General features: G+C 67.4%; 13 protein-coding genes and 2 pseudogenes. 9 read left to right on the top strand and 6 right to left on the bottom strand.

What is annotated here, in order from left to right:
• Positions 1-130 (bottom strand): annotated as a pseudogene (locus SH922_RS40265) (Tn3 family transposase); the annotation flags it as partial.
• A gap of 1,086 nt (positions 131-1,216) precedes the next feature.
• Between SH922_RS40265 and SH922_RS40260 the strand changes: the two are divergent.
• The 3 genes from SH922_RS40260 to SH922_RS40250 all read left to right on the top strand — a co-directional run bounded on the left by SH922_RS40260 (position 1,217) and on the right by SH922_RS40250 (position 4,294).
• Positions 1,217-2,158, top strand: a complete 942-nt coding sequence (locus tag SH922_RS40260) for an NACHT domain-containing protein (protein WP_393063422.1) — start codon at positions 1,217-1,219, stop codon at positions 2,156-2,158.
• A 1,109-nt stretch (positions 2,159-3,267) separates the two neighbouring features.
• Positions 3,268-3,570, top strand: a complete 303-nt coding sequence (locus tag SH922_RS40255; RefSeq protein WP_393063421.1) for a hypothetical protein — start codon at positions 3,268-3,270, stop codon at positions 3,568-3,570.
• Between the two features lie 349 nt (positions 3,571-3,919).
• Entirely contained in the window at positions 3,920-4,294 is a 375-nt protein-coding gene (locus SH922_RS40250) for a hypothetical protein (RefSeq protein ID WP_393063420.1), read from the top strand.
• 157 nt (positions 4,295-4,451) lie between these two features.
• Here SH922_RS40250 and SH922_RS40245 read toward each other — a convergent pair whose 3' ends face one another.
• The 3 genes from SH922_RS40245 to SH922_RS40235 all read right to left on the bottom strand — a co-directional run bounded on the left by SH922_RS40245 (position 4,452) and on the right by SH922_RS40235 (position 6,435).
• On the bottom strand, positions 4,452-4,904 hold the full coding sequence (locus SH922_RS40245) for a hypothetical protein (protein ID WP_393063419.1): 453 nt from the start codon (positions 4,902-4,904) through the stop codon (positions 4,452-4,454).
• Between the two features lie 488 nt (positions 4,905-5,392).
• Complete coding sequence (mobF, locus tag SH922_RS40240; RefSeq protein WP_393063828.1) at positions 5,393-5,923, bottom strand: MobF family relaxase; 531 nt, start codon at positions 5,921-5,923, stop codon at positions 5,393-5,395.
• 50 nt (positions 5,924-5,973) lie between these two features.
• Positions 5,974-6,435, bottom strand: a complete 462-nt coding sequence (locus tag SH922_RS40235) for a relaxase domain-containing protein (protein ID WP_393063827.1) — start codon at positions 6,433-6,435, stop codon at positions 5,974-5,976.
• Positions 6,436-7,337: 902 nt separating this feature from the next.
• Between SH922_RS40235 and SH922_RS40230 the strand changes: the two genes are divergently transcribed.
• The 4 genes and pseudogenes from SH922_RS40230 (at position 7,338) to SH922_RS40215 (ending at position 10,922) form a co-directional block, all read left to right on the top strand.
• Positions 7,338-7,568, top strand: coding sequence for a hypothetical protein (locus SH922_RS40230; protein ID WP_393063418.1), 231 nt, complete (start codon positions 7,338-7,340; stop codon positions 7,566-7,568).
• Positions 7,569-8,021: 453 nt separating this feature from the next.
• Positions 8,022-8,953, top strand: a pseudogene (locus SH922_RS40225) (IS5 family transposase).
• Positions 8,954-9,352: 399 nt separating this feature from the next.
• On the top strand, positions 9,353-9,700 hold the full coding sequence (locus SH922_RS40220) for a hypothetical protein (protein WP_393052991.1): 348 nt from the start codon (positions 9,353-9,355) through the stop codon (positions 9,698-9,700).
• A gap of 379 nt (positions 9,701-10,079) precedes the next feature.
• Positions 10,080-10,922, top strand: a complete 843-nt coding sequence (locus SH922_RS40215) for an IS5 family transposase (RefSeq protein ID WP_393063417.1) — start codon at positions 10,080-10,082, stop codon at positions 10,920-10,922.
• A gap of 27 nt (positions 10,923-10,949) precedes the next feature.
• Here SH922_RS40215 and SH922_RS40210 read toward each other — a convergent pair whose 3' ends face one another.
• Positions 10,950-11,513, bottom strand: a complete 564-nt coding sequence (locus tag SH922_RS40210) for a hypothetical protein (RefSeq protein ID WP_393052996.1) — start codon at positions 11,511-11,513, stop codon at positions 10,950-10,952.
• Between the two features lie 766 nt (positions 11,514-12,279).
• On the opposite strand from SH922_RS40210, the gene SH922_RS40205 reads away from it, so the two are divergent.
• Positions 12,280-13,005: a DUF4241 domain-containing protein gene (locus SH922_RS40205; protein ID WP_393063416.1), complete on the top strand. Its 726-nt coding sequence runs from the start codon at positions 12,280-12,282 to the stop codon at positions 13,003-13,005.
• A gap of 122 nt (positions 13,006-13,127) precedes the next feature.
• Here the strand turns inward: SH922_RS40205 and SH922_RS40200 are convergent, their stop codons facing one another.
• Positions 13,128-14,720 carry an ISL3 family transposase gene (locus SH922_RS40200; RefSeq protein ID WP_393063415.1) on the bottom strand — a complete coding sequence of 531 codons (1,593 nt, stop codon included), beginning with the start codon at positions 14,718-14,720 and terminating at the stop codon, positions 13,128-13,130.
• A 307-nt stretch (positions 14,721-15,027) separates the two neighbouring features.
• On the opposite strand from SH922_RS40200, the gene istA reads away from it, so the two are divergent.
• Positions 15,028-15,759: an IS21 family transposase gene (gene istA / locus SH922_RS40195; RefSeq protein WP_393063414.1), complete on the top strand. Its 732-nt coding sequence runs from the start codon at positions 15,028-15,030 to the stop codon at positions 15,757-15,759.
• Positions 15,760-15,891: the final 132 nt, after the last annotated feature.

Here is a 15,891-nt window from a genome sequence, read left to right as displayed (position 1 = left end):
CTGGGTGCGGATTTCCCGCCAGCAGGCCCTCGATCATCGCCGCGACCTCGGATGACGAACAGCTTTTGAGCTGGGAGTAAATGCAGACGTTCTTCCGCTCGACGTGCCAGTAGATCATCACGCCGTTGCCGGAAGTGGGCGGGTTCGCTGATTTCTGGTCGCTGAGTCGCGGGAACCCGCGCATGAGTGGGCGAGCATGACCCTCTGGACGGACGAGTTCATGGCCACCGCCTGTCATCCGGGTGCCGTTGGCGAACGTGTGAACAGCCCCAAACCGCGGTGGTGAGTTACTGCCGAGTGAGTGTCTTGGTCTGGGGTGCTCCGGCATGATGCGGTCCCGGGGCGGGAGCCGGTGGGGATGGGCGAGCTGGTCGAGTGCTGGACGGTGCTCGATGACGAAGGCGGAGCTCGTAACGGAGAAGCGGGGCGCGACCGAACCCGCCTGGTCCGTCCTCCTCGGCCCCGCCGACCGCCGTGGCCCTACTCCCCTGTTCTGGCCCCACGTACGCCCTGACGGTGAAGTCCGCCTCGACCTCGGCACCCGCGCAGGGCCCGGAGGCAGGTCGTCACCGACGGCGGCCACGCACGGCACGGATCAGCTCCGCCACGGCCTTGATCACGATGGCGCGGTCCGAGGACTCGGTACTCCCGCAGTGCGATAGCGACGATGAGCACGGCGGCCGTGGCCGCCACCAGCATGGCGGCCACGGGCACCCACACCCAGGCAGTGATGTCCATTGCGATTCCTCCTCCGGCGCCGCCGTCCGTCGAGCGACACGGGAGAAAGCGCACTACAGGGCCACGCGACGGCACCGCAGCTGGTGGACCGAGTGGACATGTTTGATAAAAAAGGCCAGGTCACAGGCGTTCTAAGCGTCATTTCGGCGCGGGATGCAGTGCATTCAGTAGGGATGCCGGGACACGGGAGAGGAGAGCAGTGGTGAACGACCCGTCGGACCTCAGTGCTGAACGCGCGGCGCTACGCCACGCACTGCAAGAACTGGAGGCCGTAGCGTACAAGGGCAACCACCGCATCGCAGGCTGTCAAGGAAACGAACGACCGCCTGGAGCGGATCGGGGTGTGCACTGCCGCTGAAAACAGGAGCGGTCAGCAAATGGTTCACCTGGGGTGATCCCGCTACAGACTTCCGCTTCCTGTGGGCGCTGGTGCAAGTACTGCGCGAGCGGGCTGGGAGGCAGCCAGCAGCACGCTGTCATGGGGCCCTACCGCGGTCCGGCCGCCAGCGAGTGGCAATACCACCACGAGCTGTGGAAGATCCGCTGGGAGCAGGCCAAGCTCACCCCTCCCCGGCGCACCAGCCTGGATGAGGGGCTGCTGCGCTACCTCGCTGGCGCCCGTGCTGCGGCCGCAGCACACCCGTACCTGGGCTTGTACGACCCGGACCTTGACGATGCCGAAGGTACGCCGCCGCCGTTGACGGAAGTTTACGTGCGTCAGCAAAGCCGCCCGGCAGCCCCGGATGCGCACCCCGGGCCCCGAGACGACTCCCCGCTCGAACCTGCAGAAGTCGTTTTCGGCAACGACGCGCGCATCTCCGTGGTCATCGCCGGTCCGGGCGTCGGGAAATCCACGCTGCTGCGCGCACAGGTACGCAAGGCCGCTGACCAGTGGCTCGCCGACAAGCATTCCGCCGGGAAACGCTCGCGCCCCGTTCCGGTCTGGGTGAGCGCCCGCACCCTCGTCGGAAAGACCACCCACGTACACGAGGGCCTCGCCGCCGCAAGCGACGTTCTCCCCGACCACGGGCGCAACCCCTCCCTGCCTCCCGAGCGCTTCCTGCAGTTGCCGTGCGCCGGGGCACACTGGCAACTCCTCGTCGACGGCTTGGACGAACTGCCCAACGCCAGCGAGCGCCGCGCTGTTCTAGAAAAACTGAAGACAGCCATCGCGGAAGATCCCCCGCTGTACCGGTGCGTCGTGGCCACCCGCCCCCTGCCCCACAACGAACTGGGCGTCCTCGGCGACACAGCCTCGCGCTACGAACTGCAGCCCTTCGCCCTCGAAGACGTGCACGCCTACGTCGGAAAGTACTTCAAACACCCGCTGGCCGCAACCGGAGGGCTACCCATCGCGCCGAGGAGTTCATCAGCGCGTTGCGCGGCGCCTCCCTGGCCGAGCCAGCCCGCACCCCGCTGATGGCCTTCATGCTCTGCCAGCTCTACCTCGCTCAGCCCGAGCGGCCGTTGCCCGCCGGCCGCAGCGCCGTGACACGCAATTCACCGGCCTGGTTTACCTGCACAACAAGAGCAGGGAAGTCGCAGACAGCCACGAACAAGCGATGGATCACCTGCTGACAGATCTCGAGGCTGCGAAAGCGCGTCGAAGGTCGCCGCCGCCGCCAAGCAGATCCACGAACAGCTACCCGAACTGATCGACTACCTGGCTTACCAATGGCTCACCGGGCAACCGACCTCAGCAGCCGAGGCAGTGGCCTCACTCATGGCCGTGCACCGCCCTGACGATGTACCGGCCAAGCGTTGGCAAGCGTTCCTGGACGACCTTCTCAGACACAGCGGCCTGCTGTATCACCATGCAGACGGGCTCGGCTTCCCCCATCAGACCTTCCTCGAGTATCACGCCGCCCGCTACGCCACCCGAAACACCCATGCCCGCGCGCACGCGGGCCAGGCCTTGTTTCGTTGGACCCCGAGTCGCGACCAGCCGTGGCCCCCTGGCCTCGAACCGTCCTACGTCGGCTTCCTCTTGGACCAACTCCTCCACGGTGCAGACGCCCGCGCAGTTTGTGACCAGTCGATGACGCGCATGACGGACGATCCACTAGCCGCTCTGGACTTCTTGGCCAGCCAGATCTGGCTGAGAACCGGACTCCCCGGTCAACCCACAGCCACGCTCCTCACACCAATATCGCCGTCGATCCCGCCATTCCTGACCTCAGCCGTGTGGACGCGCTGCGCCGAACACTGGCCAGCATGGACGGGTACGCCGCGGAGACGCTCGTCGCCTCCTCGGCACGCTCGCCACCGACGTCGTTGAGCACGGCGCCCACTCCAACGCCATGCGAGGTCAGCTCGAAGTGGGGCGCCGTGCAACGGGGGCGGCAAACATCCTGACAACGCTCGCCACCGACACCGCTTTCAACCCCACATCTCGCGTCCAGGCGGCCGAGGGCTTGACCAGGTTGGTCGGTCACACCGAGAAGGGGGCTCGTTTCCTCGCGGCACTGCGCCGCCAATACAACTCTTGAGAATTCTGACCGTGTCTGGGCGGCCCAGACGCTGGCGGGAGTGGAGGGATATGAGGACGAGGGCGCCCGCCTCCTCGCCACGTTCATGGCCGACACCAATGTCGACGCCTTCCGTCGCATCTATGCGGCCCAGAGTCTGGCGAAGATGCCCGGCCACGCCGAGGAGGGGACTTGTTTCCTCGCCACGTTCGCCGCCGATGGCAACCCAGATCATGTCTGCTGTTCGGCCGCCAAAGCACTTGCCGAGGTGAGCGAACATGACGAGGAAGCAGCCCGCCTTCTCGCCATGCTCGCCACAGACAGCACCGTTTGGGTCAACACGCGCGCGTGGCTGCCGCCATAGCCCTTGCCGAGTTCGGGGGACACGCAGAAAGAGCAGCCCGCCTTCTCGCCCTGGTCGTCACCGACCCCGCTCTCGACAGCTACGTCCGACATGAGGCTGAGGGGGCACTCGCGCGACTGAGATTCCGCACGTCCCGCGCATAGGCACCAACGTGATCAACCTCAGGGCGCCGCGCCAGGGGTTGTTCGTTAGGGGATCCCTCAACGAACAGACACGATCATGAGTAGCGGGGGACCGCGACCTGCACGATCACCGTCTCATTTTAGGTGCCCGGTGATCTGTACGGTCAGCGAGGGCGGGAACTACGCCTCCGGCCGCACGTCGGCCACTCCCAGAGCTGGCCTTCCTGTTGCTGCGGCTCGCCGAGAACATCGTCTTCCCCGTCACGGGGGTCCTGGGCGACAGGGAGCCGCACGCGGACTCCTTCGCCCTGGACGAGGTCGGATGCATCTTGCTGTCCGCCCTGCGGGAATGGACGCGCGACTCCCCCACTACGGCCGTGCTGAGCATCGCCCGCAGCATCATCCGCTTCGTCGAGAACGTCATCCCCGACCCCGACAGCCACAAAGACACCGCCGCCACCTGGAGACCATGCGCGACGAACACTTGGAGTGGGCCCGCACCGTGCAGTCCCGCTGACCGCTGCCCGCGGCCCCGCCCCATGCGCATCGAGGTGGACTCGGTGCAGGGGGTGGGCGAGGTGGAGGCGGCGCGTTCTCCTTGACCTGAGCTGAGCGCACCAGGTGGATGCGCGGCACCGTCCCACAAGATGTCGGCCACTCCACCCACTAGGCTCCGCCCAGTGGAGTCGATACCGAACACGGTGGTGTCCACTGGCACGACATCGTCGGTGTACATCCAGTGGGCCGCGCCGGGTGCACTCAACGGCCGGCTTCTGGCCCGCGGTGTCGGTCTGGCTGCTGGGGGCGGTGCGCGCGCTGGTCGTCCTCGCGCACCGGGCGCGGTGGGGTGGTGTCCTCCGGATTGGCGTACCAGCTCATCGTCTCGCGGGCGCGGTCGGCCGACTTGGTGAAGGCGTCCTGGAGATGGCGCAGTCGTTCGTCGGTGAGATCGAGGGCTTCCACGTCACGTTGCGCGACGCCTTCAGCGTGCGCAGTGCTGTCGGGTCGCTCCCCGACCGTGGCCCGGCCTCCGGCTCCACGGTCGTCGTCCTCGGGGTCAGCGGCCGGGGGCGCGAGCAGCTGCTCGAGCATCGCCGCCTGCTGTTGGTGCGCGGCGACGTCGTACGCCCGACCCCGCACGGCGGTGACGGTGGTGGTGCGCAGCTTCTCCCGTACGGCCGCGCCGGCGAGGACGGCACGGTCGTAGCTCAACGGGACGCGGGGTATCTCCCACTCCCTCGCCCTCTGGCCCGGCAGTTGGGGAGCCGCCGGGGCCGATGCGCCGGGGTCGGCCGGGGGCAGTCGGTCCGGGTCGGGGACAGCGGTCGGCGGGCGCCGGGGAGATCGAGGTCGGACAGCGCCCACCGGGCGGTGTAGGGAGCGGTAGTCCGAGAGCAGGCCGCGTCTGGTCTTCGGCTCGCTGATGTCCAGGCAGTAAGTGGAGATGGCGGCACGCACAATGGTCTCGTCCGGGCGGGGGTCCGCGGCGCCGGCCGCGCAGGACCAGAGCGAGGTGGCGGCGGGATTCGGCGAGCAGATGCCGGCGGTGGAACCGGCCGCCGCCGTTCATCACGATCACCACCGCGGCGACGTCGACGGCCGCCAGGGCGACATCGACCACGGCGGCGACCGGGCCCGGATCGCGGCGGCTGCGGCGCGGGCGCGCTCGAGGAGCGAGTTGATGACGTCGGCAGCCACCTTCACGTGTCGATCGCGCTCTGCTTCCACTCAGCGCGCAGTTGCGCGAGTGACCGGGCCTTCTTCTGCTTGGGCGGCCGGGTCTTGTGGGGAGCCAGCTGCATCAGTTCCACCCGGGCCCGCTCGGAGACCGCGGACCAGTGCTTCAGCTCGCCCTCGTCGTCGACGGCGGTGACGTACTCGTACTCCAGGTCCGCCAGGCAGGCGTCGATCTGCTCCCCGCGGCTGGCGGTCCAGCGGATCAGCTCGTGGGGCGCGCCCGCGATGTCCATGACCGGACGCCGCCCGGTGCTCACCACGCGCGGCTCGGTAGCCAGGCCCAGCTCCTCACAGACCTCAGCAGCCACGATCTCGTTGTAGAGCGCGGACGCGGCGACCGTGTTCTCCAACACGACCTCGAAGTGGACCGACCCCCACTTCCCGTCCAGGCGCTGCCCCTTCACCGACAGCAGCACATGGTCATGAAACAGCGGCATACCGGAGCGTGCCTCGTAGTGGCGGAAGCGAGCCGCGACCAGGCCGCCGGGCGGCAGGACCTTGCAGATACCCGTCCTTGCCGTACCGGATCACCGCCGACTCGACCTCAATCCACTCCAGGACCCGCTCGATCCGCCCGCTCGTGCGCGGCCTCGATCACCCGCCGAGTCTCCTCATCACCCAGCGCCCACAACAGGTAGATCGTCGGCTGCGGCCGGAACACGAGATCGAACCCGGTAACCGTCACCCGACGCCCCAGGGCGCCGGCCTTGAACGCCTGCTTCGGGGACTTCCCCGCGGCAAGCTCTTCGGCCTCGATCCGGTCCGCGTACGGGTGCCGGCCCCGCTCGCCGAACAGGTTCCGCAGTTGCGCCTCGGTGACTTCCTCACCCTCGCTCAGCCCGAGCGCGGCCAGGCCGTGGCCCATCCATCGCCCGGCCGGGACGCCGGCCTCCTCCTGAGCCTCGCGCAGCGGCGTGCGCGCCGGGCGGCGGCCGTCGCCGACAACGACCTGGCGCAGGTAGTACCGGTACATCTGACCAGCTCGAATGATCGCGATATCCATCATGAAGACCACGCCACACGGCCCTGACCTGCAAGAAAAGGCCGGACAGTCGTGCGACCCGCCAGGCGGGAGCAGCGGCCAGACTTTCTGCCCAACTGGCCGTCAGGCGGGAAGCGGCTTCGAGCCGAACGCGAATGTCATCGCTCTCCGGCCGCAGGCACATCACGACCCGAACGGGACCGACAAACACCGCTGAGCATCACCACCGCTCCAAGGAACGAGCACCGCCAAGGAAGCCCCCGGCGCCCGCCGGGGCTTCGTCGTGCTGCCCGGAGGAGACCACCGTGCCCACCTTCGAGACCCTCCCCCGCTTCACCGCCGACTTCCAGCACCTCGCTCCCGCCCAGCGCCGGCTCTTCCGCCGGGTCGTGCTGGACGCCTTCGAGCCGGACTTGCGCACCGGCCGCCAGTTCCGCCCCGGAGTTACGGGAAACGCGCGAGTTCGCGGATTCCTGGACGTGGCGAGAGCGGAACTCGCCCGAGACGCGCCAGTTCGGGGGTCTCCCGCGCGGGTTCGTGCTCGTGGTGAGTAGCTGGAATCCTACCTGGAGTCGCCTCACGCAGGCGTAATGGGCTGCCTCTGCCACAAGCCGGAGTCGGACGCGCCCCGTCTTAGACGTGGCCGATGTTCCGCGGGCCGCGCCCAGTGACGGCCAGCTCCCGCAAAGCCAAGAGCCGAGCCTGCTCCGTTTTGTCCAGGCGCAGGGCTCTGGACAAGGCGTACAGGGTATTCGCAGACGGAGATGAGCCTTCCGTGTTGAATGCACTGGGACACCGTCGTGCGGCCAAGTTCTGTGCGCGCAGCGACCTGGGACTTGGTCAGTCCCGACCTCTCCAGAGCATCCCTGAGCATCTGCTTCAGCTCGATGTGGGAGGCCACATCGGGCACCACCTTGGACGACCCCGTGAACTCTGCCTCGCCCAGCTGGTCCTGCGGCCCGGGCAGCGGCTTCTCCATGGCGGCGTCGACGTTCCCCGGTGACGAGGCGGGCTCCGTGCCCATGAGCGCGTCCTCCACGTCGGACCGAAGCCGCAGCCACCTTCCCCTTGCCTCAGCGCTGTCCTCGTCCCACGCCGTCACCATCGCGCACAGCGTGTCCGTCGACGGTAGCCGAGTGCCGTTCAGCGCCGCGTAGATCGAGGCTCTGCTGGTCTTCCACAAGCCGTCCGGGGCGGCAATCTTGTCGATGCTGATCGCGCGGGCGCGGGAAGACGAGCCCGCCTGCGCAAGTGCCTTCCGTTTCAGGTCCAACAACTTCAACGCGAAGCCGCCCAGTGGAGTAGAAGCATCGATCGATCGTCGTCTGTTCGGCATCGAGTCCCCTCCGCAGCACACCACAAAGTCTCATGAAGTCTCACATGATCCTGCTTGATCTCAGAATCTGAACAGACTGGGACTTGGGTGCTGACATAAAAGCGGCCCGCCGGACGGCGTCCAACCAAGCCGGCGGGCCTCGGATCACCAACCTGAGAGAAGGGACCCTAATGTCCAACGGTACGTGTCCTGAACCCGCCCCGGCGGGCAAGCTGCTAGGCACTGTTTCTCGGATCTCCTGACGTGCGTGGGGTGTTGGGGTCAGGCTGTTTGTATGGGCCGTGGTGATCTGACGAATGCGGAGTGGGACAGGCTGGAGTCGTTCTTGCCTCCTGGTGGGGCCCGCGGGGGCCGGTGGAGTGACCACCGTCGGGTGATCAACGGGGTGCTCTACCGGGTCCGGACGGGCGTGCAGTGGAGGGATCTACCGGAGCGGTTCGGGCCGTGGGAGACCGTCTACAAACGCCATCGCCGCTGGTCAGCGGATGAAACTTGGACGATGCTGCTGTCGCGGATCCAGGCGGCCGAGGACGCTGCGGGCCAGATCGACTGGGACGTCTCGGTGGACTCGACAGCTGTGCGGGCCCACCAGCACGCCGCGGGCGCGCGCAAGGCGACGGCGGTCGCGGCCCCTCAAAAGGGGATCGCTGGGGGGACGAACCAGGTCGATCCGGTGTTGAGGAAACTGACGGTCCGGCTGGAGGAAGTGGTCAGATCGGCGAGTGTCTGGGACGTTCCCGCGGCGGATTCACCACCAAGATCCACCTTGCCGCCGACGGGCGATGCCGGCCCCTCGCCCTCGTCCTGACACCCGGACACTACGGTGACGGCCCCCAGTTCGAGCGAGTGCTGGAGCAGGTCTCCGTGCCCCGCATCGGAGTCGGCCGACCCCGGACCCGGCCCGACCATGTCCTGGCGGACAAGGCCTACACCTCTCGGAAGAACCGTCATTACCTGCGGCGACGCGGCATCCGGCACACGATCCCCGAACGCCTCGACCAGCAGAGACACCGCAAGAATCGCGGTTCCCGAGGCGGCCGTTCCACCGGTTTCGACAGCGAGCGATACAAGAAGCGCAACACCGTCGAACGCGCAATCAACCGCCTGAAAGGCTTCCGCGCCGTCGCCACCCGCTACGAGAAACGCGCCTACATCTACCTCGGCACTGTCACCCTCGCAGCCCTCGTCATCTGGCTCAGAACATGATCCGAGAAACAGTGCCTAGTGCTCTGCTCAGCTGTGCGCGGCGTCTTCTCGGGCGCGGCCCGCGCCGTGACTGACTGGGCCATCCGAACCTTCGTCGAGCGCTAAGCAGCTACTGGCTGGCTCCCGCTGAGGTTGGCGGGGGCCAGCCATCCTGGTCCACGGATCAGCCCCAGGTGTTCAGCGAGGAAGGCGAGCGGTCTTCTCGGGGTGGGCGGCGGTGACGTAGTGCATGGCGGTCTTCTCCGTGATCCCGAAGAGCCTCATCAGCCTGAGGGGTCGGCGGTTTCGGTTGCTTCGTTGAGGATGCGGCCGGAGTGGGGCGAGGCCGCCCGGGTGAGCGCGGGAACGGTGACCGGCGTGTCCTCGCAAACCACATTCGAACAGTCGTACTATTCAGGTGTGCCCACGTACGACTTCCCCCAGGACCTGCGCGACGCCCAGCTCGCCCTCCACCGCACCCGTGCCGCCATGGAGCAGTACGCCAAGACGCTGGCGTGGTCGGCCGAACCGATGCCCGGATGGGAGGCGGACAAGCAGCTGCACTCCGGCTACCGCTCCGCCAAGCCCGACAGCCCCGGCTACACCGACGAGCAACGCGAACAGCTCGCGGCCTACCGGGCGCAGCTCCTGGAGCTGAGCACCACGGTGATGACGCACCCGTACTGGGAGGGGCTGAGCGAGAACGTGGTCGCGGCCCGCATGGCGCTGCAGCACGCCCATGAGCAGCCGGCCGGTGAGGCGGGCTGAGAGCGATGTCCGGCGCCGGCTCTGGTGCGATATCCAGCCTCGACAAGTGGCGGGCGACGCGCGAGTACCTCGCGTGGCAGCTGCGGTGCGCGGACCAGAGGATCCGCGAGCTCGAGGCCGCAGAGGATAAGGAGCGTCGGCAGGCTGAGCGGGCGCAGGCTAAAAGGGCGTTTTGTCCCGGCGGGGGGGCTTCATTGCAGTTCAGATGGCGGACCGCTTCGGGCCGGCTGAGGTGGTAGACGCTTGTTGTGGCAGATGGGGCGGGTGACGGCCTTCGAGGGTCCGTTTCGGTCCCTTCGCTCCTGTCTGATCCCAACACGCCCCCGGTCGGCCCGTTTGCGCCCTGTGGCGGGACGACTGCCATCGGTACTACGGAAACATGCCTAGCCGACAGCGGCCGTACCCCAGTGACCTGTCCAATGCCCGTTGGGAACTGCTCGAACCAACCCTGACAGCCTGGCGAGTGGAACGCAGAGGGAAGGGCCTGGACATCGGGCGGCCGCCCGAACACGACCTGCGCCGGATCATGGACGCCATTCTCTACGTCGACCGGACCGGGATCCCATGGCGGTACCTGCCACGCGACTTCGCCCCGTGGGAAACCGTCTACGGATACTTCGCCGCCTGGCAGAAGGACGGCGTCTTCGACCAGCTCAACGGACTCCTGCGACGGCTGGTCCGGAAGGCCGAGGGCCGAGACGCCGAGCCCAGCGCCTGCATCCTCGACGCCCAGAGCATCAAGACCTCGGCCAACGTGCCCGCGGCCGGCCAGGGCATCGACGCGGGCAAGAAGATCGCGGGCCGCAAACGGCACATCGGCGTCGACACCGTCAGCCTCCTGCTGGCCGTGCTGGTCACCGCCGCCAGCGTCTCCGACAACGCCGGCGGAATCCGCCTGCTCTCGAACATTGCCGAAGGCCAACCTCGCGTCACGAAGGCGTGGGCCGACAGCGGCTACCGCACCAAGGCCATCGACCACGGCGCCCGCCTGGGCATCGACGTCGAAGTCACCCGCCGCGACCCCGCCCAGAAGGGCTTCAAGGTGATTCCGCGGCGCTGGGTCGTCGAGCGGACCTTCGGCTGGCTGATGCACCACCGCCGCCTCGCCCGCGACTACGAAACCCACCCACACCGCTCCGAAGCCATGATCAACATAGCGATGATCGACCTCATGAGCCGCAGACTCACACGCGAATCGACCCACAACTGGCGCGACAGTTGAACGGCGGCAGCGTCGGGCTCCTGCGAATCACAGCAGGTAGGGCCACAGGCTGACGCTGTTCCGCTCCACACTGATCTCGACCCACGTTCCATCGACAGCAGTCGATGGCGGCGGGTCGGCGAGGTCGAACAGGATGCGGGTTCCAGCTACTTCCAGCATGGCTCCGCCATCGCCCGTCAGGCCCAGCCGCCCCCGAAAGACGATCCGACCGCCTTCCTCCTCATCCACCCCGGGTGAAGATGAAGTGGCCGGTCGAGTGTTGCCGCCCCAGGCCACGTCCTCTTCAACGGTCCACTCCACATGATGTTCGCGGCCCACTCCCGTCGGATCGCCGCACCAGAACGCCGCAGCGGCACCCACCTCCGAGCGCACCCGAACCGTCGCGCGCCCGTCGGCGACCTGCCCCACCGCTTCCACGTGAACCAACACCCCGCAATCATCCACGGCAGCACTGCGTTGCCAAACACTCCTGCCAGGACAAAACGCTCTTTTAGGTGCGGGCTGGGTGAACAGGGCCCGCTCCGCGCGGGCGAGACCGTCCAGGATCTTGGCGCGGGTCCGGGCCGCGCGCTTCACGTCGTCATCAGTCATGTGATCATTTCCGCCCGACCGGGCCTGCGGACAGAGGCCGGAGACGTGGCGCCGCACGGCCGGTCTGACCTGATCTGTGACGTTGTGTCGGCGGATGGCCACATTGATTCGTAGTTGGCCAGCAGCCCCGGCTATAGATCGTTCGGCCTGCGGTTGCTCCGCTGGGAAGCGGTACCTGGACCGTGACTGGCCAACTGCCGTTTGGCTTCTGTGCCGCTGCCAGGCCAGAAGAGTGACTCGAGCATGCGTACGGGCACGTGGTGCCTGCCGAAGTCGGTGGGCAGACAACGATGCGGGCATGACGACGGATGCCCCCTGGAAGTTGGGTGGCGTGGAGGCGTGCCAGAACGCCGCGGAATCGCGGGGGTGGTGCCCGAAGCACTACTGGAGGTGGAAGAAGTACGGCGACCCGGATACTCCGGTGCGGGTGTATTCCACTGCGGCACCGGCGTTGGGGACGCGGCAATGCACGGTCTCGGGGTGCGAGCGGCCACGGCGGACGAAGGAGTGGTGTGGTACGCACTACGCCCGCTGGCGCAAGGAGGGGAACGTCGCAGGCGAGCGCCGGATCCGCGAGCGCTACGACTCGAATATCTGCAGGTCGCCGGTCTGTGACCGTCCCCGTGGCTTTATCGAGCAGTAGTGGGTTCTGGCACAGATCTTGGGGAGCGATCACGGATTGCGACGATGCAAGAAGTGCCGATGTCAGCGGGCCCACGTAGCTTTCGGTTGACCGCCCGGCCGGGTGGCGAGGAGGGAGTAGGACATGGAGTGGGTCGGGGACGCGCGGCTGGCAGCCGGGCCTGAGGCCGCCTGGTACTTGGAGGCGGCTTTCACGCCCGGTGCTCACCTTGGGACGGTGTACGACGATCCGACAACGCCGGTAGTCGTGACGGGCATCGAGGAGCTGACGACGATCCGCGTACCGAGCGGCCGGCTCGTCGTCGATGCGCCATTCCATGACGACCAGGTCTGGGAGTACAGAAGAGGGCTGCCGACCACGCCCCCGCGGGAGCTGGCGGTGCGCATTCCCCCGGGCGTCTACCGGGTAGAGATCGCGTGGACGGCAGGCCCGTACGAGTTCATGGGCGAGCACGTCGACGGTGTTGAGTGCGCCGCGACGCGCCTGTGCATCAGCGACGACCCTGTCGTCGGATGGGAGATGGGCCTGAGTGTCGAGGACGACATCGCCCGGCTGAAGCCGGGCGAGGAGCCCCGCTTCTTCTCCGATGCCAATGTCGGCTGCTTCGCCGACGCAGGCGCGTGGACGACCTTGTCCGCACCGTTTCGCACGTTCATAGACGGGGTCCCTGCCCCGCGCGGTACCGAGCAGCTGGCCGACGGGTGCGAACGGGTACGCGATGAGTCGCAGCAAGCCGATCTCGTCACGTTCGGGGCCCAGTCGGGCGGCGTCGTCTGGTTGGGCCGCACGAAGACCGGCGACGTGGCGGCGATCGTCGTCACCAGCGGCATGCCCGATGCCAAAGCATGACATCGCTGCCGCATCTCCCTGTCCTGCAAGTCGCGCAGCCGGACGTGGCTGCCCGCTTTCACTTGGAGGAACAGCCTGAGGAAGGTATCGGGAGTCGCACCTCGAATAGCCACTGCGAGGCGCTACTGCAGCAGGATCATCTTCCGGAGCAGGTGGAAGCCGGCTCGGCCGTAGAGCTGCCTCTTGATCCTCTTGATGCGGTTCACGGCTCCCTCGACGCTGCCCGAGCTCCAGTCCAGGGTGAGGCCGGCGATCACGGCGTCGAGGTCTCGCCGCAGGTGGAGCGCGAAGCCAGTGAGCCCGGGCAGCCGGCTGGCTTCGACTGCGTCGATCCAGGCAGGGAGCGTGGCGCCGAGGCGGTCGGTGAGCATCTCGCCGAAGTCCCGGACATGTCCGGCAGCCGTGTCCAGTTCCGGACAACGGGTCAAAAGGTCCTTGAGGCCGATGCGGTCCTCCTCACTCAGGGTGGCGGGGTGGCGGGTGAGCCAGCCGGTCACCTGCCGTACGGTCGCTGGCCGTGGCGGTGCGGCGGACGGGTCCCTGCGCAAGGTGGCAATGTGGGCTCGGACCATGCCGTAGGTGACGGGAGCCTGCTCGGCGACCAGTTCGCCGTGGAGTTGGGTGACGCTGGTGTATCCCTCGGTGAATCGTCGTTCGAGGTAGGGCTTGTAGGGATCGAGTCTGCTGGGCCGGGGCCGTTTCTCGCGGATGGTGTCCTGCCAGCGTGAGGCGTTCGCGTACCGGAGGACGGTGTTGAGGCCCCAGCCCAGATGCCGGGCGATCGCCCGGCGCGAGTGCCCCTGGGCGAGCATCTCGTGGACCAGGGCGTGTGCGGCCTTCTTTCGCGCGGCCCGCCGGCCGACGGGCTCCGCGTCGTCTTGCGATCCCCCTGAAGTCGGTCGGGTGGCCTCCGTCAGCGTGCCGCTGGGCGCCGGCGTGCGCAGACAGTCGCGGTGGGCAGCGACGCAGGTCTCCACGGCGCGGCCGAGGCCCTGCCACAGATGGAACCGGTCGGCGACCTGCAAAGCGCCGGGTGCACCGCGCCGCGCGCCCTCGGCGTAGGCACCCGCCCGGTCCCGGCAGATGATCTCCACGCCGGGATGGCAGTCCAGCCAAGCTGCCAGCGGCCCGGCTTCACGTGTCGGGAGCACATCGACCACGCGATGGTCTTCGACACTGGTCAAGACGGTGGAGTAGGTCTGGCCGCGACGGATCGCAAAGTCGTCCACGCCCAGCACGCGTGGAGTACTGAATCGCGGATCGGGCAACGCCATGACCCTGCGTAACAAGGTCATCCGTCCCGCACCGAAGCCGAGCTGGGCCGCCAGTCGAGAGCCGGCTCGTCCCGCCAAGGCGAGCCCCACCCGCTCCAGGGCCCGGTTCAGCCGTGTGGTGAACCGCGCGTACGGCGCGGCCAGCCGGGAGAACGGCTCGGCGAACGTTCGGCGCGGACAGTCCGCCGACCCGCAGATGAATCGCCGGACCATCAGCCGGATCACAAAGCTCTGATCTGCGAGCGGAAGGTCTTTCAGCCTGCGCTGGTAACGGTCGTGGACCCGGTCCGCGAAGCGGCCGCAGTCCGGACACGCCGCCCCCGTCATGCGGCCTCTTGCTACCACCTCTACCGTGCCGAACGCGACCGTAACCGCCTCGACCTCCACATCGTCGATCCCGTCGAACACCAGCGAATCCCAGAACGGTGCATCGGTCTGCATGCCCAGCACTATCACTGTTCACAGCCAGCCAGAGCAGCGAACGGAATGCACCTGAGGGAGCGTCACTTCCGGCCTTCAGACACCAAGGCGTGCGCCGTCTCGCACGAGTCAGTCACTCGCAATCGAACACCGAGGTCACGCTCCGCTATGGTTCCCCAAGATCTGTGCCAGAACCCAGTAGTGACGTCACTTGTCGACGGGTTTGGGAGGCGCCCAGAACCACGGTCGGGTGATGTTGATGAGTTCGGGAGGCGCTGGGGTTCTTGCCAGGGCAGCATCGGGATGCTCCTGGTGAAAGGTCCTGGTCATGCCGCAGATGTCGAAGGTCGAGCTGTACGCGGCGATCCGGCGTGACCATCGCGGTGGCATGTCGATGCGGGAGCTTGAGCGCAAGCACGGCGTGACGTGGCGGACGGTCCGGAAAGCGCTGGACTCGTCCTGGCCGGAGCCCCGCAAGAAGCTGCCTCCCCGAGCCACCACGCTGGACCCGTACAAGGCGGTGATCGACGAGATCCTGCGGGCGGACCTGGACGCGCCCCGCAAGCAGCGGCACACCGTCACCCGGATCTTTCACCGGCTGGTCGAGGAGCACGGGGCGGACGTCTCCTACGGGGTGGTGCGCTATTACGTCGCCGGCCGGAAGCCCGAGATCCTGGTCGAGTCCGGCAAGGCGCCGCTGGAAGCGTTCGTCCCGCAGACCCACCTGCCCGGTCACGAAGCGGAGGTCGACTTCGGTGACGTGACCGTACGTCTGGCCGGCGAACTGGTCACCTGCTACCTCTTCTCCTTCCGGCTGTCGTATTCGGGCAGGGCCGTCCACCGTGTGTTCGCCTCCTGCGGCCAGGAAGCTTTCTTTGAAGGCCACGTCCACGCACTGCGGACTCTGGGCGGGGTTCCGCGCACCAAGGTCCGTTACGACAACCTGAAGGCCGCCGTCGCCAGGGTGTTGGGGCAGAGCAGGGGAAGACTCGAGGCCGACCGGTGGATCGCCTTTCGCTCGCACTTTGTCGATGTTCCCGTGAGTTCCCGCAGCGTCTGAACCCCGTCGATGACCTTCACGGCCTCCTGATCTGGACATTTCGGCTGACCGGACACGATCGGGTGATTACTGCTCGTTCCTCGTAGATCCTGAAGTCTTCTCGGCTGTTATGGAGGAGTCGCCTGATAGCTG

Origin of the sequence: Streptomyces sp. LN549 (assembly GCF_043203805.1) — a bacterium.
Classification (GTDB): domain Bacteria; phylum Actinomycetota; class Actinomycetes; order Streptomycetales; family Streptomycetaceae; genus Streptomyces.
Note: the sequence above shows the minus strand (reverse complement) of the source record. Positions and strands in the feature narration are given on the sequence as shown.